Origin of the sequence: Pseudomonas sp. NFPP28, assembly GCF_900115535.1 — a bacterium.
In the GTDB taxonomy this organism is placed as follows: Bacteria; Pseudomonadota; Gammaproteobacteria; order Pseudomonadales; family Pseudomonadaceae; genus Aquipseudomonas; species Aquipseudomonas extremorientalis.
The window spans coordinates 82,358-105,252 of sequence record NZ_FOWT01000004.1 but is presented as its reverse complement, the minus strand read 5'-3'; the positions used below and the strand labels follow the sequence as shown (position 1 = coordinate 105,252).

Here is a 22,895-nt window from a genome sequence, read left to right as displayed (position 1 = left end):
CGCCGCCATGAATAGAACTCTCTACAGCTGTCTGTTTTACCTGGCGCTGCCCTTGGTGGCTTTACGTCTGTGGCTGCGCGCGCGCAAGGCGCCGGCCTATGCCAAGCGCGTCGGCGAGCGCTTCTCCTATGGCTTGCCGGTGATGCGGCCGGGTGGGATCTGGGTGCACGCCGTGTCGGTGGGCGAAAGCATTGCCGCTGCGCCTATGGTGCGCGGGTTGCTGGAGCGTTATCCGACGCTGCCGATCACCGTCACCTGCATGACGCCGACCGGTTCCGAGCGTATCCAGGCGTTGTTCGCCAATGAACCGCGAATCCAGCACTGCTACTTGCCGTATGACTTGCCGTGCGCGGCCAAGCGTTTTCTTGATCGTGTACAGCCCAAGCTCGCGGTGATCATGGAAACCGAGCTGTGGCCCAATCATATCCACGCCTGCGTCCGGCGCGGGATTCCGGTGGCATTGGCCAATGCGCGGTTGTCGGCGCGTTCGGCCAAGGGCTATGGGCGCTTTGCCAGGCTGACGGCGCCGATGTTGGCCGAAATGAGCCTGTTCGCTGTGCAGACGCAAGCCGAAGCGCAGCGCTTCCTGGATTTGGGGGCTCGGCCGGAAACCGTCGAAGTCACCGGCTCGATCAAGTTCGACCTGACCATCGACCCCCAGTTGCCGGTGCGCGCCGCCGCGTTGCGCGCGCAATGGGGTGCCAGCGAGCGTCCGGTGTGGATCGCAGCGAGTACCCATGAAGGTGAAGATGAGGTGGTGCTGGCCGCCCATCGCCGACTGCTCGACAGCTACCCCAACGCTCTGCTGATTCTGGTGCCGCGCCATCAGGAGCGCTTCGGCCCGATGTTCGCATTGTGCGAGCAGCAGGGTTTTGCCACGGTGCGTCGCTCCAGTGGCGAACCCGTCACCGCGAACACGTCGGTACTGCTCGGCGACACCATGGGCGAGTTGCTGTTTCTCTACGCCTTGGCCGATAGCGCGTTCGTAGGCGGCAGCCTGGTGGCGACCGGTGGGCACAACCCACTGGAACCGGCGGCGCTGGCCTTGCCGGTGATCATGGGGCCACATGTGTTCAACTTCCTCGAAATCACCGCGATGATGCGTGAAGCCGGGGCGTTGCGCGCGGTGGACGACGCAGAAGGGTTGGCCGAAGCCGTGCGCCAGTTGTTCGAACTGCCGCAGGATGCGCGCAAGATGGCGCAGGCGGGGCTCAAGGTGATGCAGGCCAACCAGGGCGCGTTGAAGCGGTTGCTGGATGGCCTGGGTCGACTGCTGGCTGACTGAATCAGCACCTGACTCAATGTGGGAGGGGGGCAGTGGATTCAGTTGCCGGGGCGGGCCTTGAGCTGCTCGGCGGCAGCCTTGGCCAGGTCCGGCGGCAGGAAGTCGCGGTCCGGGTTGTAGTCAGCCTTGAGGTAGCGCGCCAGGTCCTGCAGGTCTCCCGGGTTCAAGGTGCCGGCCGCCTGCTTCAGGCGCAGGTTGTCGAGGATGTAGTCGTAGCGGCTGTTGTTGTAGTTGCGCACCGACGCGTAGAGCTGGCGCTGTGAGTCGAGCACGTCGACGATATTGCGCGTCCCCACCTGATAGCCGATTTCCGTGGCTTCCACCGCGCTCTGGTTGGAGATGATCGACTGGCGGCGCGCCTGTACCTGCTCCACGTCGGTGTTCACCGCGCGGTGCAGGTTGCGGGTGTTTTCCACCACCTGGCGGCGCAGGCCTTCGCGCTGCTGCTCGGTCTGGCCCAGGCGCGAGTAGGACTCACGCACCTGCGAGCTGGTCAGCCCGCCGCTGTAGATCGGGATGCTCAGGCGCAGGCCAATGGTGCGCTGTTCCACATCACCCCGGTACGGGGTGCCGAAGGCGTTCGGGTTGCTGAAACCGAGGGCGTCATTGTCGCCTTTCTCATATTGCGCCACGGCGTCCAGGGTTGGCGCGTGACCGGCCTTGCGCTGCTTGAGGGTTTCTTCGGCGGCAGTGACCGCGTAGTTGCTGGCCAGCAGGTTCAGGTTCTGGCGGCCGGCGGTTTCGACCCAGGCCTTGGCGTCGTTCGGCAGCGGCGGCAGCACCGGCAGCGTGTGGACGATGCCCTGGATCGAGTTGTACTGGCGGTTGGTCAGGGTGATCAGCGCTTCGAACGCATCCTCGACCTGGCGCTGGGCCAGGATGCGGTTGGCGCGGGCGGTGTCGTAGCTGGCCTGGGATTGCAGCACGTCGGTCTTGTCCGACAGGCCCACGTCAAAGCGCTCGTTGGACTGGTCCAGCTGGCGTTTGAACGCGTTTTCTTCGGCCTTGGTCGAGGCCAGGTTGTCCTGGGCGCGCAGCACGGCAAAATAGCTTTCGGCGCTTTGCAGGATCAGGTTCTGTTCGGTGGCCGACAGTTGCAATGCCGCCTGCTCATTGGTGGCCTCGGCGGCTTGCAGCTGGAACCAGCGGTCGGCACGGAACAGCGGCTGGCTCAGGGTGGCGCGCCAGGAGTGCGCATCGCGGTTGGCGGTGGCGGCCGGGGTGTCGATCTGGGTGCGCACGTTGTTGATATCGGCACCGCCGGTCAGGTTCGGCAGCAGGCCGGCGCGGGCCTGGGGCACCACTTCCTTTTGCGCGCCGTACTGGGCACGGGCGGCGGCCAGGTCGGCGTTGTTGTCCACCGCTTCCTGGTAGACGCTGACCAGGTCGGTTTTGGCGGACAAGGGCGCTTCAGCTGCCCAGACCATTCCGTTGGTCGCACAAGACACGGCAAAAGCCAGTGAAAGTTTGCGCAGCATGAGGCGATCCCTAGTTTGAATATTACGATGATAATTTAGCGCCCAAGGCTAAGGCCGGCCATTCCTGGCGTCAAGCATTGTGGCGGCAACCGAGTGTAGTGGTGCTGACTCGGCGCAACAATCCCGCAATCACGCCATTCATCACGCTGAATGCACCGCCATTGGCAATTTGCCCACGGCATGGTCTAGACTGGCCGCGTTCTTGTCGGGGTGCCTTGTTGGAAGGCTGAGATCGGTAAATACCGGATCCCGTTGAACCTGATCAGGTTAGCGCCTGCGTAGGGAACAAGATTTCTCGTCACCCGGCGAGTCCTCTTGTGCTTCGTCCGGGATGTTGTTCGACAATCGAACAGCCTCGTGCGCCAAGCACAGCACTGGTTCCAGTGCGTCCGTCCGTCACAGGTTCGCTCCGACAATAATCCACCGCCTGGATATTGGAGCCCGTGATGACTACAAAATTAAAAAATACCGTGCATTTGAGTGAGTCGGCCAAAGTCGACTCCGGCTCCGTGCAGCCCTTTACCCGCTCGCAGAAGATCTACGTAGAAGGCACTCGCCCGGACATCCGTGTACCGATGCGACAAATCAGCCTGGACGTCACCCCCACCGATTTCGGCGGTGAGATCAACGCGCCGGTTACCGTGTATGACACCTCCGGCCCCTACACCGACCCCAACGTGATCATCGATGTGCGCAAAGGCCTGGGCGATGTGCGCTCGCCGTGGATCGAAGCGCGTGGCGACACCGAGCGCCTGCCGGGCCTCAGCTCGCACTTCGGCCAACAGCGCCTCAGCGACGCCGAGTTGACCGCGTTGCGCTTCGCCCATGTGAAGAACCCGCGTCGTGCCAAGGCCGGCGCCAATGTCACCCAGATGCACTACGCGCGCAAAGGCATCATCACCGCCGAGATGGAATACGTCGCCATCCGCGAAAACATGAAGCTCGAAGAAGCCCGCGCCAGTGGCCTGCTCGACCAGCAGCACGCCGGCCACAGCTTTGGCGCCAGCGTGCCGAAGATCATCACCCCCGAATTCGTGCGCGAAGAAATCGCCCGCGGCCGCGCGATCATCCCGGCCAACATCAACCACACCGAACTGGAACCGATGATCATCGGCCGTAACTTCCTGGTGAAGATCAACGGCAACATCGGCAACAGCGCCCTGGGTTCGTCCATCGAAGAAGAAGTGGCCAAACTGACGTGGGGCATTCGCTGGGGCTCGGACACGGTGATGGACCTGTCCACCGGCAAACATATTCATGAAACCCGCGAATGGATCATCCGCAATTCGCCGGTGCCGATCGGCACCGTGCCGATCTACCAGGCCCTGGAAAAAGTCGGCGGCGCCGCCGAGGACCTGACCTGGGAGCTGTTCCGCGACACCCTGATCGAACAGGCCGAGCAGGGCGTCGACTACTTCACCATCCACGCCGGCGTGTTGCTGCGCTACGTGCCGCTGACCGCCAAGCGCGTCACCGGCATCGTGTCTCGTGGCGGCTCGATCATGGCCAAGTGGTGCCTGGCGCACCACAAAGAGAACTTCACCTACACGCACTTCGACGAAATCTGCGAAATCATGAAGGCCTACGACGTCAGCTTCTCCCTCGGCGATGGCCTGCGCCCGGGTTCGATTGCCGACGCCAACGACGCCGCGCAATTCGGTGAGCTGGAAACCTTGGGCGAACTGACCAAGACCGCCTGGAAGCACGACGTGCAAACCATGATCGAAGGCCCTGGCCACGTACCGATGCAGCTGATCAAGGAGAACATGGACAAGCAGCTCGAGTGCTGCGACGAAGCGCCGTTCTACACCCTCGGCCCGCTGACCACCGACATCGCGCCAGGCTACGATCACATCACCTCCGGCATCGGCGCGGCGATGATCGGCTGGTTCGGTTGCGCCATGCTCTGCTACGTCACGCCCAAGGAACACCTGGGCCTGCCGAACAAGGATGACGTGAAGACCGGGATCATCACCTACAAGATCGCCGCCCACGCGGCGGACCTCGCCAAAGGTCATCCGGGCGCGCAGATCCGCGATAACGCCTTGAGCAAGGCGCGTTTCGAGTTCCGCTGGGAAGACCAGTTCAACCTTGGCCTTGACCCCGACACCGCGCGTTCCTATCACGACGAAACCCTGCCGAAGGACTCGGCCAAGGTCGCGCACTTCTGCTCGATGTGCGGGCCGAAGTTCTGCTCGATGAAGATCACCCAGGAAGTGCGTGAGTACGCGGCCAACCAGCGCATTGAAGCGGTGGACGTGGATGTGGCCAAGGGCCTGGCCGAGCAGGCGGAGCGGTTCAAGCAGGAAGGCAGTCAGCTCTACAAAAAGGTCTGATTCGAGATCGTAGGCGCCTGTACCGGCCTTATCGGGGGCAAGCCCCCCTCCCACATTACACAAATTGTGGGAGGGGGCTTGCCCCCGATAGCGATCCGACAAACAACAAATGTTCCTCAGAGATAACCCCCTTGAGCATTCAACCGAGTACTTACTCCCCCGATATCGCAGTGCCGAGCGACAAAAGAGTCTTCGGCGCCCGCGACCTGTTCTCCCTGTGGTTCTCCCTCGGCATCGGCCTGATGGTCCTGCAGACCGGCGCCTTGCTGGCGCCGGGCCTGGGCTTGTCCGGTTCGTTGCTGGCGATTTTCCTCGGCACCCTGGTCGGCGTCCTGCTGCTGGCCGCCGTCGGCGTCATCGGCAGCGATACCGGCCTGTCCGCCATGGCCGCGCTCAAGCTCAGCCTGGGTGCCAAGGGCGCCAGCCTGCCGGCGTTGCTCAACCTGCTGCAACTGATCGGCTGGGGCTCGTTCGAAATCATCGTGATGCGTGACGCCGCGAGCCTGTTGGGCGCGCGAGCATTCAGCGACGGCAGCCTGTTGGCCAGCCCATTGCTGTGGACCCTGTTCTTCGGCGGTCTGGCGACCTTGCTGGCGGTCAGCGGTCCACTGACGTTTGTGCGTCAGGTCCTGCGCAAATGGGGTATCTGGCTGCTGCTCGCCGCCTGCCTGTGGCTGACCTGGAACCTGTTCGCCAAAGCCGACCTCGCCGCACTCTGGGCCAACGCCGGTGACAGTTCGATGCCGTTCGCGGTGGGCGTTGATATCGCGATTGCCATGCCGCTGTCATGGCTGCCGCTGATTGCCGATTACTCACGCTTCGGCAAGCGCGCCAAAAACGTGTTCGGCGGCACGGCGCTGGGTTTCTTTATCGGTAATTTCTGGCTGATGAGCCTGGGCGTGGCCTACACCCTGGCGTTTGCGCCGAGCGGTGAGGTGAATGCGCTGTTGCTGGCGCTGGCCGGGGCTGGCCTGGGGATTCCGCTGCTGCTGATCCTGCTGGATGAGTCGGAAAATGCCTTTGCCGATATTCACTCGGCGGCGGTTTCCAGCGGCGTGCTGTTGCGCTTGAAGGTGGAGCACCTGGCGTTGGCCATCGGCGTGATCTGCACGCTCATCGCCTGCTTTGCACCACTGGCCCAATACCAGAACTTCCTGTTGCTGATCGGCTCGGTGTTCGCGCCGCTGTTCGGCGTGGTGCTGGTGGATCACTTTATCCTGCGTCGTCGTGGCCAGGGTGCTGTCGCCAACCTGCGTTGGCCGGCGCTGCTGGCTTGGCTGGGCGGCGTCGCGACGTATCACCTGTTGGCCAATCTGTATCCGGACATCGGCGCGACCCTGCCGGCGCTGGTGCTGGCAGGGCTGTTGCAGTTAATTCTGGCTAAAGCCTTCAGCGGCGTGCAGGCACCAGCTCAGGCTGGATGATGCCGTCCAGGCGTGAATAGGGTATCTGCAATTCGACGTGGCCCAGGGCGTACGGCGCGATGGTGTTGGTAGGGTACTTGAGGATCACGCCCCCATAGGTCAGCGCCACGTTCGGGGTTTTCTGGAAGGGGTAGGTCTTCACATACTCCGGCTCCAGGCTCAGGCGGGTGCTGATCAGCCAGCTGTTGTGGGCCACCTGGGCGGCTTTCCAGAACGCATCTTCCTTGCCGGGCAGCAGCATGTCGGTCAGGGTCAGGGCCTTTTGCCGCTGGCGCGAATAGTTGATGAACGCACGGCCGGGCTCGCCGTGGGTGGCGCCCTGGTCCAGGTAGCTGGACAATTCGATGATCACCAAGCCGTCATGCTGTTCACGTACCTTGGCCTGCAAGTACATGCTGTTGCGTGGAGCGGCGGTTTTCAGGAATTGCTCGCGATAGGTCTCCAGGCTCGTCGGCAGGGGATCGCTTTGGGTCATTTCCAGCAGGCGCTGTTCAATCAATGCGTCCAGCTTGGGTTCCTTGGCAAAGTGCACGGTGTCGATATTCACCAGCGGGCAATCGGCGCTGGCGCAGCCCGGCTTGCTTTGCTCGGTGGCGTCGCGGGTGGCTTCCACCGGGGTTTTGTAACTCGGCTGGAACAGGCTCTGGCACGCGCCGAGGGTCAATGCGATGCAGGCCACGGAGGCGATTTTTAAAAGCGACATGTAAGTCCTTCGTCTATCGATAAGAGCGAAATTTGTGGAGCTTCGACTGCCAGCACGGCAGTCAGTTCGCCACTAAGCTGATTAGAGTGTGTTTGACGCCCGCCGTCTATCCCGGCAACTGGAAAGGGGCTGCATCCAGAGGCATGAGCGCGTTAGGATGGCGCCAATTGCGCAGGCTCAACGAGGAAGGGATATGACGGATTTTGCAAAATCGACGCCGAGCACAATCGAGATTGTTCAGCGCGACAATGCCTACCAGGGCTTCTACAAGCTTGATCGCGTGCAACTGCGCCACGAGAAGTTCGATGGCGGCATGAGCCGGGTGATCAACCGCGAAGTCTTTGTTCGTCATGATGCCGTGTGCGTGCTGCCCTACGACCCGCAGCGTGATGAAGTGGTGCTGATCGAGCAGTTCCGCGTCGGCGCCATGGGGCGTACCGACAACCCGTGGCTGGTAGAGATGGTCGCCGGCCTGATCGACAAGGATGAAGAGCCGGAGGAGGTTGCACACCGCGAAGCCGAGGAGGAAGCTGGGCTGACATTCTCCGCGCTGTGGCCGATCACCAAATATTTCCCGTCGCCCGGTGGCAGTACCGAATTTGTCCACTTGTACCTGGGCCGTTGCGACAGCTCGGGTGCGGGGGGCGTCCATGGATTGGAAGAAGAAGCTGAAGATATCCGCGTCACCGTGTGGGCCTTCGAAGATGCCCTGCAAGCGGTGCGCGACGGCAAAATTTCCAACGCAGCCAGCATTATCGCCCTGCAGTGGCTTGCGCTTAATCGCGCGGAAGTGAGGGGGTTATGGCAGTAAAGGCACGGGAACGTTATCGAGTCGACCTGATCGGGCTGCAAGCCGCCTGCGAGGCCAACTATGCGCGGCTGATGCGCCTGCTCCCCGACATGCGTCACGCCCCCGAGGCGCGGCGTATCGGCGTGACCCATGGCGACCAGATGCTCGGCGTGCTGGCCTTGGAAGTGATCGTCAACTGCCCGTACACCACCACCCTGCGCGTGCGCCAGGAGCACAGCCTGCCTTGGCTGCCGGTGCCGCAGTTGGAAGTGCAGGTGTACCACGACGCACGCATGGCCGAAGTGATCAGCGCCGAACATGCGCGGCGCTTTCGCAGCATCTATCCTTACCCCAACGTGTTCATGCACCAGCCCGACGAGAAAGCACAACTGAATGTGTTCCTCGGTGAATGGTTGAGCCACTGCCTGGCCCTGGGCCATGAGTTCGAAGCCGTGCGGTAGATGTGAACTGCGTCCGCTTCCTGGGTTTCCTCTTTGTGTCCTGCCCCAGCATAATCACGCCAAACGTCCATTCCTGCGATTGCCTTGGGAGAGCGCCTTGCCGAGCGTATCCACCGTGAGCCCCGATGCACCGGCCTTGCTGGTGCAACTGTCCGACAGCCACCTGTTTGCCGAGGCCGATGGCACGCTGTTGGGCATGAACACCCGTGACAGCCTGCAAAGGGTGATCGAGCTGGTGCGTGCGCAGCAGCCCCGGATCGACCTGCTATTGGCTACGGGGGATATTTCCCAGGACGGCACATTGGAGTCGTATCAGCAGTTTCGCGATATGACTGCGCCCATTGGCGCCCCGACGCGCTGGATTCCTGGCAATCACGACGAGCCGCAGATCATGGCCCACGCCGCCGTGCACAGCGACTTGCTGGAACCGGTGGTCGATATCGGCCATTGGCGTGTCACCCTGCTGGACTCCGCTGTACCCGGCTCTGTGCCCGGTTACTTGCAGGACAGCCAATTGCAACTGCTCGCCCAGGCCCTGAGCGAAGCGCCGAACCGTCACCATCTGGTGTGCTTCCACCATCATCCGGTGTCCATCGGTTGCGCCTGGATGGAACCCATTGGCCTGCGTAACCCGGAGGCCCTGTTTGCGGTGCTCGACCGTTTCCCGCAGGTGAGGGCGGTACTGTGGGGGCATGTGCACCAGGAAATCGACCACGAGCGCAACGGCGTGCGCCTGCTGGCGTCGCCGTCCACCTGCATCCAGTTCGCGCCGGGCAGCGAGGATTTCAAGGTCAGTGAACAGGCACCGGGCTACCGCTGGCTGCGCCTGCACGCCGACGGACGGTTGGAGACCGGGGTGGAGCGTGTCCAGGGCTTCGAATTTACCGTGGACTACGGCAGCAACGGCTATTGACTGTGGGATGGGGCTTGCCCCCGATGGCGGTGGATCAGTCACATCTAACAGTGCCTGACACTCCGCTATCGGGGGCAAGCCCACTCCCACATTGGATCTTCGGTGTATTGAGGGCTGAGGTCATCACACACGGCTTCGATCCCTGTAAACTGCGCCTCTTTGGCTGAGTCATGGAGAGCCCGGCATGTCCGCTTCGATCCTGTATATCCACGGTTTTAACAGCGCGCCGGCGTCCAACAAGGCCAGCCAGCTGATCACCGTGATGGACAACCTTGGCCTGGCCGGGCAACTGCGTGTACCGGCCCTGCATCACCATCCCCGTCAGGCGATTCCTCAACTGGAAGCCGCGATTGCCGAACTGGGTCGGCCACTGCTGGTCGGCAGCTCACTCGGCGGCTACTATGCAACCCATCTTGCCGAACGCCATGGCCTCAAGGCATTGCTGGTGAACCCGGCGGTCAGCCCCCATCGGATGTTCGACGGTTACCTGGGCACCCAGAAGAACCTCTACACCGATGAAACCTGGGAGCTGACCCACGACCACGTGACGGCCCTGGCCGAACTGGAAGTCCCGGCGCCCCAGGACGCCGCGCGGTATCAGGTGTGGTTGCAGACCGGGGATGAAACCCTGGATTATCGCCTCGCCCAGCAGTATTACCGGGCCTGTGCCTTGCGCATCCAGGCCGGCGGCGACCATGGTTACCAGGGTTTCGCCCGGCAATTACCGGCGATCTTGAGCTTTGCCGGTATTGGCGCAGATCAGTATCAATCCTTCGACTTTGCTGCACTGTAAAGTCGCAGGTCATTTTTTAATCGAACGACTCACGACGAGACCCCATGGCCACTCCCAGCGCTAGCTCTTATAACGCCGACGCCATCGAAGTCCTCTCGGGCCTCGACCCGGTGCGCAAACGCCCCGGCATGTACACCGACACCAGTCGGCCGAACCACCTTGCCCAGGAAGTCATCGACAACAGCGTCGACGAAGCCTTGGCCGGGCACGCCAAGTCGGTGCATGTCATTCTCCACGCTGACCACTCCCTGGAAGTGTCCGACGATGGTCGCGGCATGCCGGTGGACATCCACCCGGAAGAGGGGGTGCCGGGCGTCGAGCTGATCCTCACCAAGCTCCACGCGGGTGGCAAGTTCTCCAACAAGAACTACCAGTTTTCCGGTGGCCTGCACGGTGTGGGTATTTCCGTGGTCAACGCCCTGTCCACGCTGGTGCGGGTCAAGGTCAAGCGCGACGGCAACGAGTACCAGATGACCTTTGCCGATGGCTACAAAGCCACCGACCTGGAAGTGATCGGCACCGTTGGCAAGCGCAACACCGGCACCAGCGTGTACTTCGCGCCGGACCCGAAATACTTCGATTCGCCGAAATTCTCCATCAGCCGCCTCAAGCATGTGCTCAAGGCCAAGGCCGTGCTATGCCCGGGCCTGCTGGTGACCTTTGAAGACAAAGGCACCGGCGAGAAGGTCGAGTGGCATTACGAAGACGGCCTGCGTTCGTACCTGGAAGACTCCGTCAGCGACTTCGAGCGCCTGCCCAACGAGCCGTTCTGCGGCAGCCTGGCCGGTAATAAAGAGGCCGTGGACTGGGCGCTGCTGTGGTTGCCCGAGGGCGGCGATAGCGTGCAGGAAAGCTACGTCAACCTGATCCCTACGGCCCAGGGCGGCACCCACGTCAACGGCTTACGCCAGGGCCTGCTCGATGCCATGCGCGAATTCTGCGAATACCGCAGCCTGCTGCCACGCGGGGTGAAGCTGGCGCCGGAAGACGTGTGGGAGCGCATTGCGTTCGTGCTGTCGATGAAGATGCAGGAGCCGCAATTCTCCGGCCAGACCAAAGAGCGCCTGTCGTCCCGTGAAGCGGCGGCGTTTGTCTCTGGGGTGGTCAAGGATGCGTTCAGCCTGTGGCTCAATGAGCACCCTGAACTGGGCCTGGCCCTGGCTGAGCTGGCAATCAACAACGCCGGCCGTCGCTTGAAGGCCAGCAAGAAGGTCGAGCGCAAACGCATCACCCAGGGCCCGGCATTGCCCGGCAAACTGGCCGATTGCGCCGGGCAGGACCCGATGCGCTCCGAGCTGTTCCTGGTGGAAGGTGACTCCGCCGGCGGTTCCGCCAAGCAAGCGCGGGACAAGGAGTTCCAGGCGATCCTGCCGTTGCGCGGCAAGATCCTCAACACCTGGGAAGTCGATGGCAGCGAAGTCCTGGCCAGCCAGGAAGTGCACAACATCGCCGTGGCCATTGGGGTAGACCCGGGCGCGGCGGACATGAGCCAGTTGCGCTACGGCAAGATCTGCATCCTCGCCGACGCCGACTCCGACGGCCTGCACATCGCCACGCTGTTGTGCGCGCTGTTCGTCCAGCATTTCCGCCCGCTGGTGGATGCCGGCCACGTCTACGTCGCCATGCCGCCGCTGTACCGGATCGACCTGGGCAAAGAGATTTACTACGCCCTGGATGAAGCCGAGCGCGATGGCATCCTCGACCGCCTGGTGGCCGAGAAGAAGCGCGGCAAGCCACAGGTCACGCGATTCAAAGGCCTGGGTGAAATGAACCCGCCGCAACTGCGCGAAACCACCATGGACCCGAACACCCGGCGCCTGGTGCAGTTGACGCTGGGCGACGACTTCGCCGCCACCTCGGAAATGATGGACATGCTGCTGGCGAAGAAACGCGCGCCGGACCGCAAGTCCTGGCTGGAATCCAAAGGCAACCTGGCCGAGGTTCTGGGCTGATGCGCACAGGTTTCGCCCTGGCGATCCTGATGTTGAGCAGTTTGGCGGCCGCCCAGGTGGCTGCCGCGCCTGCGGCCGAGCTCAAGTTGGTGTCCGAACACCCGGTGGACGGCATGCGCGGCGGCAACCTGTCGGGCCTGGCGTTGTGCGGTAACGAGTTGTGGACGGTTTCCGATCGTGACGACGACCAGATCTACCGCCTGGATACAAGCGAGACGACTTGGAAGGCCGAAACCGTGAAGATCGACGTGCCGCCGGTGCCCGAGTCCGGCTTGCCCTGGGGGTTGCGTTCGCGCACCAAGGCAGCCTCGCTCATTCGCGGTGGCGACCTGGATTTTGAAGGTATCACCTGCGATGCCGCCGGTAACCGCTACATTGTCAGCGAAGCCCATGCGGCGGTGCTGCAAGTGCCGGTTACGGGGGCGCCGGACTGGTTGAGGATCGCGCCGGGCATGGTGCGTGAGGCCCGGGCCAGCGGCCTGTTGCTGCACTTCAATGCATTGTTTGAAGGCTTGGCGATCAACCCTGAAGGCAATCAGATCTGGCTGGCGGCTGAGCGTGAACGGCGTGGCCTGATTTCCATCAAGCGTCCGCAAAGCCTGTGGGACTGCGATGGCCCGTGCGTGTTATTGAGTGAGGCGGGCACCGAGATGCAGCCTGCCCAGGTGCCCAAGGCCAAGGCGGTCGCCAGGAATTTTTCGGATGTGGCGCTGTTTCAGGGCAAATTGTTCACGCTCGAAAGCAGCCAATACCAGCTGTGCCGCCGCGATGCCGTCACAGGGGCTGTCGAGCAATGCTGGTCATTTGCTTCCGAGATGCTTACGCCGCAACGCCGATACGATCAGCCCTACGGCCTGGCCGAAGCGTTGGTGGTGGACGCCGATGGCGCCTGGATCGGTCTGGACAACAATTTCGGCCCACGTGCCGATGGTGAAAAACGCCCCATGGTCTATCGTTTTGCCGCCCCTGTCGGTGGCTGGAGCGCCAAGCCATGAGCCAACACTTTTTTGAATTGACCCGGTGCCGTGGCATTTCCGCTGCGCCATACCCAAGCATGATGAGGCCCGCATGAGTGACATCCTCGCAGACAGCTTAGACGGCGTAGAACGCCGGTCGCTGGCTGACTTCACCGAAAATGCCTACCTCAACTACTCCATGTACGTGATCATGGACCGTGCCTTGCCGCATATCGGCGACGGCCTGAAGCCCGTACAACGGCGCATCATCTACGCCATGAGTGAGTTGGGCCTGGACGCTGATTCCAAGCACAAGAAATCGGCACGTACCGTCGGTGACGTACTCGGTAAGTTCCATCCCCACGGCGACTCGGCGTGCTACGAAGCCATGGTGCTGATGGCCCAACCGTTCAGCTATCGCTACACGCTGGTGGACGGCCAGGGTAACTGGGGTGCGCCGGATGATCCCAAGTCCTTCGCTGCCATGCGATACACCGAAGCGCGCCTGTCGCGTTACTCGGAAGTCTTGCTGAGCGAACTGGGGCAGGGCACCGCCGACTGGGGGCCCAACTTCGACGGCACGCTCGACGAGCCACTGGTGTTACCGGCACGTTTGCCGAATATCCTGCTCAATGGCACCACCGGTATTGCGGTGGGTATGGCCACTGACGTACCGCCGCACAACCTGCGTGAGGTCGCCACGGCCTGCGTGCGTTTGCTGGATGAGCCCAAAGCCACGGTTGAACAGCTCTGCGAGCACATCCAGGGCCCGGACTATCCGACCGAAGCGGAAATCATCACACCGCGCGCCGACCTGCTGAAAATGTACGAAACCGGCAAGGGCTCGGTGCGCATGCGCGCCGTGTACCACATCGAGGATGGCGACATTATCGTCACCGCACTGCCGCACCAGGTGTCGGGCGCCAAGGTGCTGGAGCAGATCGCCGCGCTGATGCAGGCCAAACCGTCGAAACTGCCGCAGGTGGCCGACCTGCGTGACGAGTCCGACCACGAGAACCCATGCCGCATCGTGATCATCCCGACCAACAGCCGGGTCGACCACGAAGTGTTGATGCAGCATCTGTTTGCCAGCACGGACCTGGAGTCCAGCTACCGGGTCAACGTCAACATCATCGGCCTGGACGGCAAGCCGCAGTTGAAGAACCTGCGCAACCTGCTGGTGGAGTGGCTGGAGTTCCGGGTGCAGACCGTGCGTCGCCGCCTGCAATTCCGCCTCGACAAGGTCGAGCGCCGCCTGCACCTGTTGGACGGCTTGCTGATTGCCTACCTCAACCTGGATGAAGTGATCCATATCATCCGTACCGCCGAGCACCCGAAAGCCGAGCTGATCGCGCGGTTTGAGCTGAGCGAGATCCAGGCTGACTACATCCTCGATACCCGCTTGCGTCAATTGGCGCGACTGGAAGAGATGAAGCTGCGCGACGAACAGGACGCGCTGCTCAAGGAGCAAGCCAAGCTGCAAGCCCTGCTGGGCAGTGAGGCCAAGCTGAAGAAACTGGTGCGCAGCGAGCTGATCAAAGACGCCGAAACCTACGGTGACGAGCGTCGTTCGCCAATTGTGCAGCGTGCCGAGGCGAAAGCCCTGACAGAAACCGAGCTGCTGCCAAACGAGAAAATTACTGTCGTTCTGTCGGAAAAGGGTTGGGTTCGATCCGCCAAGGGGCATGATATTGACGCCACTGGTCTGTCGTACAAGGCCGGTGACGGGTTCAAGACCGCTGCGGCCGGGCGTTCCAACCAGTTTGCGGTGTTTATCGATTCCACCGGGCGCAGTTATTCGGTACCGGCCCACACCTTGCCATCCGCACGGGGACAGGGCGAGCCGTTGACCGGGCGTCTGACGCCGCCGCCAGGGGCGAATTTCGAATGTGTGCTGCTGCCGGACGACGATGCGCTGTATGTGATCGCGTCCGACGCGGGTTACGGTTTCGTGGTCAAGGGTGAAGACCTGCAGGCCAAGAACAAGGCGGGCAAGGCGTTGCTGAGCTTGCCGAACAACGCCAAGGTGATCCTGCCGCGGCCGGTGGATGATCGTGAGAGCAACTGGCTGGCGTCGGTGACCACCGAAGGGCGTTTGCTGGTGTTCAAGATCAGCGACCTGCCGCAGTTGGGCAAAGGTAAAGGCAACAAGATCATCGGTATTCCCGGCGAGCGGGTGGCCAGTCGCGAAGAGTACGTGACCGACATCGCGGTGATCCCGGAAGGCGCGACCCTGGTGCTCCAGGCCGGCAAGCGTACGCTGTCGCTACGCCCTGACGACCTTGAACATTACAAGGGCGAACGTGGTCGGCGTGGTAACAAACTGCCTCGAGGCTTCCAGCGAGTGGATGCCTTGCTGGTAGAAGCGCCGGTTTAACGCGTTTTAGAGCTCTCGATCTACGATTTAACGCGTAGATCGATGCTTTGGCGCTGGAGTCATGGCGCATATTCACGGATGATATGGCCTTTCCAGCGCCGGCGTGGCCGAGCGTATTTAGGTTATTTTTAGTATTACATTGTGGTTCGCCTTGTGGCAGCCACCTGGATGGGATGATGACTGCTCCACGCCTTCCTTTTATTTTCATGCTCGCTGGCCTTTTGGGGCTGGCGGGTTGCAGCACACACCAACCGGTGTCGCTGTACCAGCTGGACAGCGGAAGTCCGGCTCAACCTGCACAGTCCGCCGGCATGGCCGTCCTGCTCGGCCCGGTGGTCGTAGCCGACTACCTGCAACGCGAAACCCTCCTGCAACGTCAGAACGATGGAAGCCTGCAAGGTTCCACCGATGGCCGTTGGGCGGGGAGTTTGTCCTCTGATATCAATCAGTTGATGTTGCGCCAGGTGGCGGGTCAGTTGGACAGCCAGCGGGTGGTCCTGGCACCAGGGCCCTCCGGGTTCACGCCTGATGTACAGGTGTTGCTGACAATTACCCGGCTTGACTCCGGCACGTCGCAACCGGCCATCCTCGATGCGCAATGGCGCTTGATCGACCGTCGTGGGCAGGTGCGTGATAACCGTATTGTGCACTTGCAGGAACAGCACACCGGTTCCACTGCGTCCCAGGTCCAGGCCCAGGGCGTGTTGTTGCAGCATTTGGCGCAGCAGTTGTCGGTGGCGCTCAAGCCATTGGCCAACCAACCGCCGATTGCCGAAGCGCCGCGCAAGCAAAGCGCGCCGGCGCAGGCCAGGCCGGCAGAGCCGCAAAAGCCGAAGATGCCGATGGCTACGCCGATCCGTACGGATATGGAAGTGTTCAGGTTCTGACCTGAATCGCGCACAAACAAAAGGCCCGCTGATTAAGCGGGCCTTTTTGTTTGTGCGCAATTTGAGCCAGGCTGCGGACCCAATGTGGGAGGGGGCTTGCCCCCGATAGCGGTAGTTCAGTTAATGATGTGTTAACTGATACTCGGCTATCGGGGGCAAGCCCCCTCCCACATGAGTCCTACCGTTTTATTTGGCGCGGGTCTCATGCATCCGCGCCAACTGCCGCTCCAGCATCGACGGATACGGCTCCATCAATCGCTCCACACAACTGGCCCCCTCGGGGCTGGCAATCGGGCGGATACGCGCGCGTTGGCGGATCAGCGTGTCTTCACTGATCTTGCGCTCCACCAGCAGCAGGTTGCGGCTGTGTTGGGACAGGGCCAGGGCGTCCTGGGCGATTTCGGTGAGCAGCAGGTCGATCTGGCTTATGCCGAACAGATCGTCGCCCACTGTCAGGCCAAGCTGCAGTTGCAGGGTAATGCCGCTGTCCGCCACTTCGATCTGCAATTCATGACCCAGGGCACGCAGCAACTCGCCGCAGCAGATGGCGTTGGTCAGGTAGTCTTCACCGCTGTCTTCACTGTGGAACAGCATCAGCGTGCTGCCATCGTTCAAGGTGTGCAATTCGCTCTGGTACAGCGAAGCGGCCTGGTCGAGGCAGTCACGGTAGCGTTCCAGCAACTCGGTCAGGCGTGCGCGTGGCAGGCGACGGAGTTGATCCTGTGCTCCCAGTTGCACCGCCAGAACGGCGCTGTACTGGGGTTCCGCACTCTTTACCGGAGCCGGTTTGGCGGCGACGGCCGGGGCGCTGGCTGAGGTGTCGCGCAGATCGGCGAACGGGTCTTCGTCGTCCAGCTCGTCCTCTTCGGCTTTGAACGCCTGGCGAGTGGCAGGTTTGAGGCCTGCGACCGGGGCGTCTTCCACTTCAAACTCAGGCTCATCGTCGAACTCAGGCTCGGGCTCAATCTCGCGCACCACCGGTTCCGGGGCGAAACTGGCGTGCAGCTGGCGAGCGAGGTCGCCTATTTCGTCCTGGCGATCAGTGGCCGGAGTATGTTCGTCGATGTCCCGCAGCCAGATGCGCAGTTGCATCAAGGGCGTAGAGATATGCCGTCCCAGGCGCAGGCTCAGGGCCAGGGCCAGGGCCAGCAGGATCGCGCTGAGAATGCCCATGCTTTGCAGGCTGATGGTCATCGGCTGCTGGAATTGCTGCATGTCGAGGCTGATGCGCAGTTGGCCGGCCTTCACATCCTGAAACGTAATATTGCTCGAATACAGGCCTTCGGCTTCACCCAGCAGGCCGTTTTTCGGGCGTTGCCCGGCTTCGGCCATGATCCGGTTGTCCACGCTGTAGATGGCGGCGTGGGCCACCAGCGGGTTCTTGGTCAGGTTGTTGAGCAGTACGTTGAGGCTGAGGATGTCGTTGGACACCAGCAACTCAGTCGCCGAGGTGGCGGTCTGGGTAGTCAGGCTCTCGCCCAGGGCGTCGGCTTGTTCGTGCATGGCCTGCTTGAACTGCAATCCCATCACGCAGGCGTAGATCACCAGGGCCAGGGCGACCAGGATCACGTTATGGCTGGCGATGCGTAATGCGATCGGTACACGGCGGTGGCGCAGTGCCCGGAAGATCAGCAGGAAGAAGTTATCGGTTTTTACTGGCGTGGGCCGGTTCACTTGCGCTCGGCTCTTGGTCCGTGAAGTTGACGCGCAGTATAGCGACAGCCCCATGACCGGCAAAGCGCTGGCTGTGCCCGATGGTCACTGAAAGTGGGTAGAATGCGGTTTTTTTCCAGCCTGGGGGTGCGCCTTGCGCGAAATTGTCCTGATTAACATCACTGGGGAAGACCGCCCGGGTCTGACCGCAGCCATTACCGGCGTTCTGGCCCAGGGTGGTGTGAACATTCTCGACATCGGCCAGGCGGTGATCCACGACACCCTGTCGTTCGGCATCCTGGTCGAGATTCCGAGCACCGAGCAGGCGTCTTCGGTGCTCAAGGACATCCTGTTTACGGCCTACAAGCTGGACCAACAGGTGCGTTTCACCCCGGTGTCCGAAGAGGATTACCGGCAATGGGTTGCCGGCCAGGGCAAGAAACGCCACATCGTGACGCTGCTGACCCGCAAGGTCACCGCCGAGCAACTACAGCGCGTCAGCTCCATCACCGCGCAATATGGCCTGAATATCGACCATATCGACCGTTTGTCGGGTCGTATGCCATTGGACACGCCGGCCGACAAGGGCAAGGGCTGCATCGAGTTCTCCGTGCGCGGTGAACCGGCCGACCCGCAGGCCCTGCGTGCCGAGTTCCTCAGCGTGGCCCAGGAGCTGAACGTCGATATCGCCTTCCAGGAAGACTCGCTGTTCCGCCGCAACCGCCGCTTGGCAGTGTTCGACATGGACTCGACGCTGATAGAGGCTGAGGTCATCGACGAGCTGGCCAAGGCCGCGGGTGTTGGCGAGCAGGTGTCGCAAATCACCGAGCGCGCCATGGCCGGTGAACTCGACTTCCGCGCCAGCTTCAAGGAGCGCCTGGCGCTGCTCAAGGGCCTGGACGTGAGCGTGCTGGACTCCATCGGCGCTTCCCTGCGCCTGACCGAGGGCGCCGAAACCCTGTTCGCCGAACTCAAGCGCCTGGGCTACAAGACCGCCATTCTGTCCGGCGGCTTCACCTACTTCGCCAAGCAATTGCAGGCCAGGCTGGGTATCGACTATGTGTTCGCCAACGAGCTGGAAGTGGTGGATGGCAAGGTGACCGGCGTGGCGGTGGAGCCGATTGTCGACGCACAGCGCAAAGCGGATCTGCTCAAGGAATTGGCTCACAAGGAAGGGTTGCGTCTGGAGCAGACCATTGCAGTCGGCGACGGGGCGAATGACTTGCCGATGCTGGCGATTGCCGGGTTGGGTGTGGCGTTCCGGGCCAAGCCGTTGGTAAAGCAATCGGCCAAGCAGGCGATTTCGACGCTGGGGCTGGACGGTGTGTTGTACCTGCTGGGCTTTCGCGATCGCGACGGTCAGCTGTAACTCGATCTCACAGTAGGAATACAGAGCAAATGTGGGAGGGGGCAAGCCCCCTCCCACATTTGCTCTGTACTGAATTCAAATCAGGCTTTTGGCAGTGCAATACCCTGGCCCATCTGCACTGGCGTACCCGCCGCCAATTCTTCAGCCCACTTCACCTGATCCGGCCCGAACAGCACAATCGCCGTCGATCCCAGCTTGAAGCGCCCCAGCTCGGCACCTTTTTCCAGGTGGATCGGCGCACGTGCAGCTTCGTCGTAGCGGAAGGTTTTCAGCTCGCGCTTTGGCGGTGTCACCAAGCCGGCCCATACGGTTTCAATCGACGCCACAATCATCGCGCCCACCAATACCACGGCCATCGGGCCGCGTTCGGTGTCGAAGATGCAGGCAACGCGCTCGTTACGTGCGAACAACTCGGGTACGTTTTCAGCGGTGGTCTGGTTGACCGAAAAGATGCGTCCAGGAATGTAGACCATCTCGCGCAGCGTGCCGGCCAACGGCATGTGCACGCGGTGGTAGTCCTTCGGCGAGAGGTAGATGGTAGCGAAGTCGCCGCCCATGAACGGTGCAGCTACGGCCGCATCGCCACCCAGCAGTTCCAGCACGCTGAAGCTGTGGCCCTTGGCCTGGAATACGCGGCCATGTTCGATCGAGCCCAGTTGGCTGACCGCGCCATCGGCAGGGCTCAGCACCGCGCCTGGGGTTTGATCCAGCGGGCGGGCGCCGTCTTTCAGGGCGCGGGTGAAGAAGGCGTTGAAGTGCTCGTAGGCGCTCAGGTCTTCAACCAGGGCCTGGGACATGTCCACTTGATAGCGCTTGGCAAACCAGGCGGTGAAGGCATTCTTGAACCAGCGCACGCGGCACTCGGCGATACAACCTGCCAGGCGCGACAGCAAGTGGTGCGGCAGCAAGTACTGGCTGAGGATAAACAACTGCTTTTTCATAACTGTCCTTAAACCTTAAATCTCGACGGGGGTGTCGGGGTGGTTGCCCCATTCGCCCCAGGAACCGGCATAACCTTTGACTCGCGGATAACCGAGCGCCTTGGCCACCAGATAGGTGAAGCCAGAGCGGTGGTGAGTCTGGCAGTGAGTGATGATTTCTTTATCTTTGGTCAATCCGAGGTCTTCGAGAATCTGCGGCATGTCACGACGGATACGCAGGTTGCGTGCCTTGTCCATGCCCGCGGTCCATTCGAAGTTGACCGCGCCGGGGATATGCCCGCCTTTGGCAGCGAGGACCTTCTCGCCGGAGTATTCCAGCGGCCCGCGAGCATCCCAGATGCCCAGGTCGGCAGCACCCAGGCGGCTTTGCAGGTATTCACGCGTGGCGGTGGGGCCTTCGTGCAGCGTGAGGCTGACCGGGCCACCGACAGGCGCGGGCACGTCGGTGGAGACCGGGTGGTGTTCTTCCAGCCAGGCCAGCAGGCCGCCATCCAGGTAGTGGTATTTCTGGTGGCCGATCACGTCGAGCATCCAGATAAAGCGCCCGGCCCAGCCGCCGCCTTCGTCGTCATAGACCACGTAGGTTGCATCCGGGGTGTGGCCCAGTTCGCCGAACAGTTTTTCCAGGTCCGCCTTGCTGGGCAGCAGGCCGGGCGCCGGCGGCTGGCCCAGTTGGGTGCGCTTGGGGTCAACGAAATGCGCGCCGGGGATATGCCCTTCGGCGTAGCGGGCAGCGCTGGTGAGGTCCACCAGAATCAGGTGTTCGGCACCGAGGCGACCAATCAGGTCGCTGGATTCGATCACCAGCGGCAAGCCAGAGAAGTCAGGCATGTGAGGTCTCCTGGGCACAAATGTTGGCGATAAAAGAGGGCGATTGTAGCGCAAGCATCAGGCGCTGCGGTTGGTAAAGCAGTGCAGGGCTTTTTCGATGCATTGGGCGGTTTTGCCGAAGGCCTGCACGGTGGTTTCCGAGAACGGCCCCCCACCCTGGTCGGCCACCATCAGCATCACCACCTTGCCATTGCAGCTCAGGGAGCGCAGCAGCAGGTGTTCGCCGGTGAACAGACGGCGCAGGATCGGCGGCAGCAAGGCTGAGAACTGGGCATGGTTTTCGGGGTTGAGGCGCACCTGGGCGGACTTTTCCAGCAGGCGTTGCAGCAAGGTGCTGTTGACCACGTCCAGGCTCAGGTTGGCGGCGTCCTTGGGCAGGCCATCGACCTGGTGCACGCGCAAGGTGCTCATGGCGCGATCGGCCATCAACAGCATGACCCGTTGCATGCCGCTGGCGACCAAGGCCTCCTTGGCGCAGGTGGTCAGGTGCATCGCGTTGGCAAAGGGGCTCGGTTCCACCAAGAGTTCAGTGCAGCGCTTGCGCCACACGGCCAGGGCCTCGGCGGTGGGCGGCGGCGCCGGCAGCAGGCCGCGATGGATCTTCGCCACGTGCCACGGCCAGATCAGCGATAGCGCCGGGTGCCAGAGGTCGGGCATCAGGGTGGTACGGGCACTGGTGACGGCTTGTTGGTGGACCAGTTGCTGCACCTCACCCAACGGTTGTTGCAGGTACAGCGCTGTGAGCAACTGCCAGCGTTCGGTGTGCGGGCAGGTCCAGGATTCCTGGGCCGACATCGCCAGGCCGTTGGCCAGCAACACGGTATTGGCCGGCTGGTTCAGCCAGCGCCGCAGATTGGGTTCAGCGTCGAGCAATTGCTGGTGGCGCAGCGGGTCGTCTTCACGAGCGATATGCAGGGCCTTGACCAGCAGGCGCTGCTCGCTCATCAGCAACTTATAGCCCTGGGACACCCAGATCGGCAGGTGCCAGGCTTCGGTCATGCCGACGCAAAGGTCCAGCAGGCGTACGCCGAACAATTCCTGCTCGACCGTGCGGGCTGATTGGCCCTTGTGGATAACCCGCAGCTCCCACTCCTCCAGAAGCTTGGGGTAGGCCACCGCCATCGGCCACAGTGGCGACAGGAACAACAGGCTGCCCCAGTGGATGTCTTGCCACAGCCGCGCCAGGCGACTGCCGAACAAACCGTTGGCCTGCTGCGACGCGTGCTGGCTGACCAGCAACAGTTGGCGCAACGCCACGGGGATCTCGTTGGCCGGCACCGAGGGCAGGCGTGCCAGCAGTTCTTCGGCGCGCTTGAGGCCCAGGCGGTTGAGCGCCACTTCCAGGTTTTCCGCCGGTTCCGCCAGGCTGCCATGGGTGTGGCTGTTGGCCTCGCGCATCACGCTGAGCACCAGGGCCGGGCTGCTTTGCATCAGTTCGGCAATATCCCGCAATGAACTGCGGTTATCGCGGATGCCTTTGCACACACGGTCGTGACTGGCCTGGGGAACGGGCAGCAGCACTTCGTCCAGGCGCTTGATCCAAGCGGCGAGAGAGTTGGGTTTTGCAGTTGGGACTGTCGTTTCATTAGCCATGATTGGGGCGCGATCATCACTTGCGGTCTACACGCCCGGAGCGGGCCGAACTGGCTTTTCGCCTTAACGGGCTATAGTCTGGCGCAGTTTTGCCGATAAGTAGAACAAGAGTTTTCTGCTACACCCAATATGTCCATGAACCCGACGGCGCAA

General features: G+C 62.2%; 18 protein-coding genes and 1 riboswitch. Of the genes, 12 read left to right on the top strand and 6 right to left on the bottom strand.

Annotation, left to right across the window (positions count from 1 at the left end; genetic code table 11):
• Positions 1-7 precede the first annotated feature (7 nt).
• On the top strand, positions 8-1,285 hold the full coding sequence (waaA, locus tag BM110_RS11945) for a lipid IV(A) 3-deoxy-D-manno-octulosonic acid transferase (protein WP_093513445.1): 1,278 nt from the start codon (positions 8-10) through the stop codon (positions 1,283-1,285).
• A gap of 38 nt (positions 1,286-1,323) precedes the next feature.
• On the opposite strand, the gene BM110_RS11940 is transcribed toward waaA, so the two are convergent.
• Positions 1,324-2,763, bottom strand: coding sequence for a TolC family outer membrane protein (locus tag BM110_RS11940; protein ID WP_071492293.1), 1,440 nt, complete (start codon positions 2,761-2,763; stop codon positions 1,324-1,326).
• A 196-nt stretch (positions 2,764-2,959) separates the two neighbouring features.
• Positions 2,960-3,065: riboswitch (TPP riboswitch) on the top strand.
• A gap of 144 nt (positions 3,066-3,209) precedes the next feature.
• Between BM110_RS11940 and thiC the strand changes: the two genes are divergently transcribed.
• On the top strand, positions 3,210-5,099 hold the full coding sequence (gene thiC / locus BM110_RS11935) for a phosphomethylpyrimidine synthase ThiC (protein WP_071492292.1): 1,890 nt from the start codon (positions 3,210-3,212) through the stop codon (positions 5,097-5,099).
• Positions 5,100-5,230: 131 nt separating this feature from the next.
• Entirely contained in the window at positions 5,231-6,523 is a 1,293-nt protein-coding gene (cytX, locus tag BM110_RS11930) for a putative hydroxymethylpyrimidine transporter CytX (RefSeq protein ID WP_092246588.1), read from the top strand.
• Here cytX and BM110_RS11925 read toward each other — a convergent pair.
• Positions 6,489-7,226 carry an RsiV family protein gene (locus BM110_RS11925; RefSeq protein WP_092246590.1) on the bottom strand — a complete coding sequence of 246 codons (738 nt, stop codon included), beginning with the start codon at positions 7,224-7,226 and terminating at the stop codon, positions 6,489-6,491. The two genes, cytX and BM110_RS11925, sit on opposite strands and share 35 nt — an antisense overlap.
• A 193-nt stretch (positions 7,227-7,419) precedes the next feature.
• Between BM110_RS11925 and BM110_RS11920 the strand changes: the two genes are divergently transcribed.
• The 8 genes from BM110_RS11920 to BM110_RS11885 all read left to right on the top strand — a co-directional run bounded on the left by BM110_RS11920 (position 7,420) and on the right by BM110_RS11885 (position 16,355).
• Positions 7,420-8,037 (top strand): NUDIX domain-containing protein, encoded by a 618-nt coding sequence (locus BM110_RS11920; RefSeq protein WP_058423483.1) that lies wholly within the window; start codon positions 7,420-7,422, stop codon positions 8,035-8,037.
• Positions 8,028-8,477 carry a DUF1249 domain-containing protein gene (locus tag BM110_RS11915; RefSeq protein ID WP_012721893.1) on the top strand — a complete coding sequence of 150 codons (450 nt, stop codon included), beginning with the start codon at positions 8,028-8,030 and terminating at the stop codon, positions 8,475-8,477. Before BM110_RS11920 ends, BM110_RS11915 begins: the two co-directional genes overlap by 10 nt.
• A 97-nt stretch (positions 8,478-8,574) precedes the next feature.
• Positions 8,575-9,390, top strand: a complete 816-nt coding sequence (cpdA, locus tag BM110_RS11910) for a 3',5'-cyclic-AMP phosphodiesterase (protein WP_093513444.1) — start codon at positions 8,575-8,577, stop codon at positions 9,388-9,390.
• A 184-nt stretch (positions 9,391-9,574) separates the two neighbouring features.
• Positions 9,575-10,183 carry a YqiA/YcfP family alpha/beta fold hydrolase gene (locus BM110_RS11905; protein ID WP_071491694.1) on the top strand — a complete coding sequence of 203 codons (609 nt, stop codon included), beginning with the start codon at positions 9,575-9,577 and terminating at the stop codon, positions 10,181-10,183.
• Between the two features lie 44 nt (positions 10,184-10,227).
• On the top strand, positions 10,228-12,135 hold the full coding sequence (parE, locus tag BM110_RS11900) for a DNA topoisomerase IV subunit B (protein WP_071491693.1): 1,908 nt from the start codon (positions 10,228-10,230) through the stop codon (positions 12,133-12,135).
• A complete protein-coding gene (locus BM110_RS11895; RefSeq protein WP_093121283.1) occupies positions 12,135-13,130 on the top strand; it encodes an esterase-like activity of phytase family protein in 996 nt (331 codons plus the stop codon). The genes parE and BM110_RS11895 overlap by 1 nt, the downstream gene beginning before the upstream one ends.
• Before the next feature lie 73 nt (positions 13,131-13,203).
• Positions 13,204-15,468: a DNA topoisomerase IV subunit A gene (gene parC / locus BM110_RS11890; protein WP_092246599.1), complete on the top strand. Its 2,265-nt coding sequence runs from the start codon at positions 13,204-13,206 to the stop codon at positions 15,466-15,468.
• A 176-nt stretch (positions 15,469-15,644) separates the two neighbouring features.
• The gene (locus tag BM110_RS11885) at positions 15,645-16,355 is read left to right on the top strand and encodes a PqiC family protein (RefSeq protein WP_071491691.1); all 711 of its coding nucleotides are present in this window, start codon (positions 15,645-15,647) and stop codon (positions 16,353-16,355) included.
• 186 nt (positions 16,356-16,541) lie between these two features.
• Here the strand turns inward: BM110_RS11885 and BM110_RS11880 are convergent, their stop codons facing one another.
• Positions 16,542-18,029, bottom strand: coding sequence for an AhpA/YtjB family protein (locus BM110_RS11880; RefSeq protein ID WP_071491690.1), 1,488 nt, complete (start codon positions 18,027-18,029; stop codon positions 16,542-16,544).
• 133 nt (positions 18,030-18,162) lie between these two features.
• On the opposite strand from BM110_RS11880, the gene serB reads away from it, so the two are divergent.
• A complete protein-coding gene (gene serB / locus BM110_RS11875; protein WP_071491689.1) occupies positions 18,163-19,377 on the top strand; it encodes a phosphoserine phosphatase SerB in 1,215 nt (404 codons plus the stop codon).
• An 80-nt stretch (positions 19,378-19,457) separates the two neighbouring features.
• Here serB and asd read toward each other — a convergent pair whose 3' ends face one another.
• Genes asd through BM110_RS11860 form a run of 3 tightly spaced genes read right to left on the bottom strand, consistent with a single transcriptional unit; the run spans position 19,458 to position 22,742 of the window.
• Positions 19,458-20,318: an archaetidylserine decarboxylase gene (gene asd / locus BM110_RS11870; RefSeq protein ID WP_093513443.1), complete on the bottom strand. Its 861-nt coding sequence runs from the start codon at positions 20,316-20,318 to the stop codon at positions 19,458-19,460.
• Between the two features lie 15 nt (positions 20,319-20,333).
• Positions 20,334-21,149: a rhodanese-like domain-containing protein gene (locus BM110_RS11865; RefSeq protein WP_071491687.1), complete on the bottom strand. Its 816-nt coding sequence runs from the start codon at positions 21,147-21,149 to the stop codon at positions 20,334-20,336.
• 57 nt (positions 21,150-21,206) lie between these two features.
• The gene (locus tag BM110_RS11860; RefSeq protein ID WP_093513442.1) at positions 21,207-22,742 is read right to left on the bottom strand and encodes an HDOD domain-containing protein; all 1,536 of its coding nucleotides are present in this window, start codon (positions 22,740-22,742) and stop codon (positions 21,207-21,209) included.
• Positions 22,743-22,895: the final 153 nt, after the last annotated feature.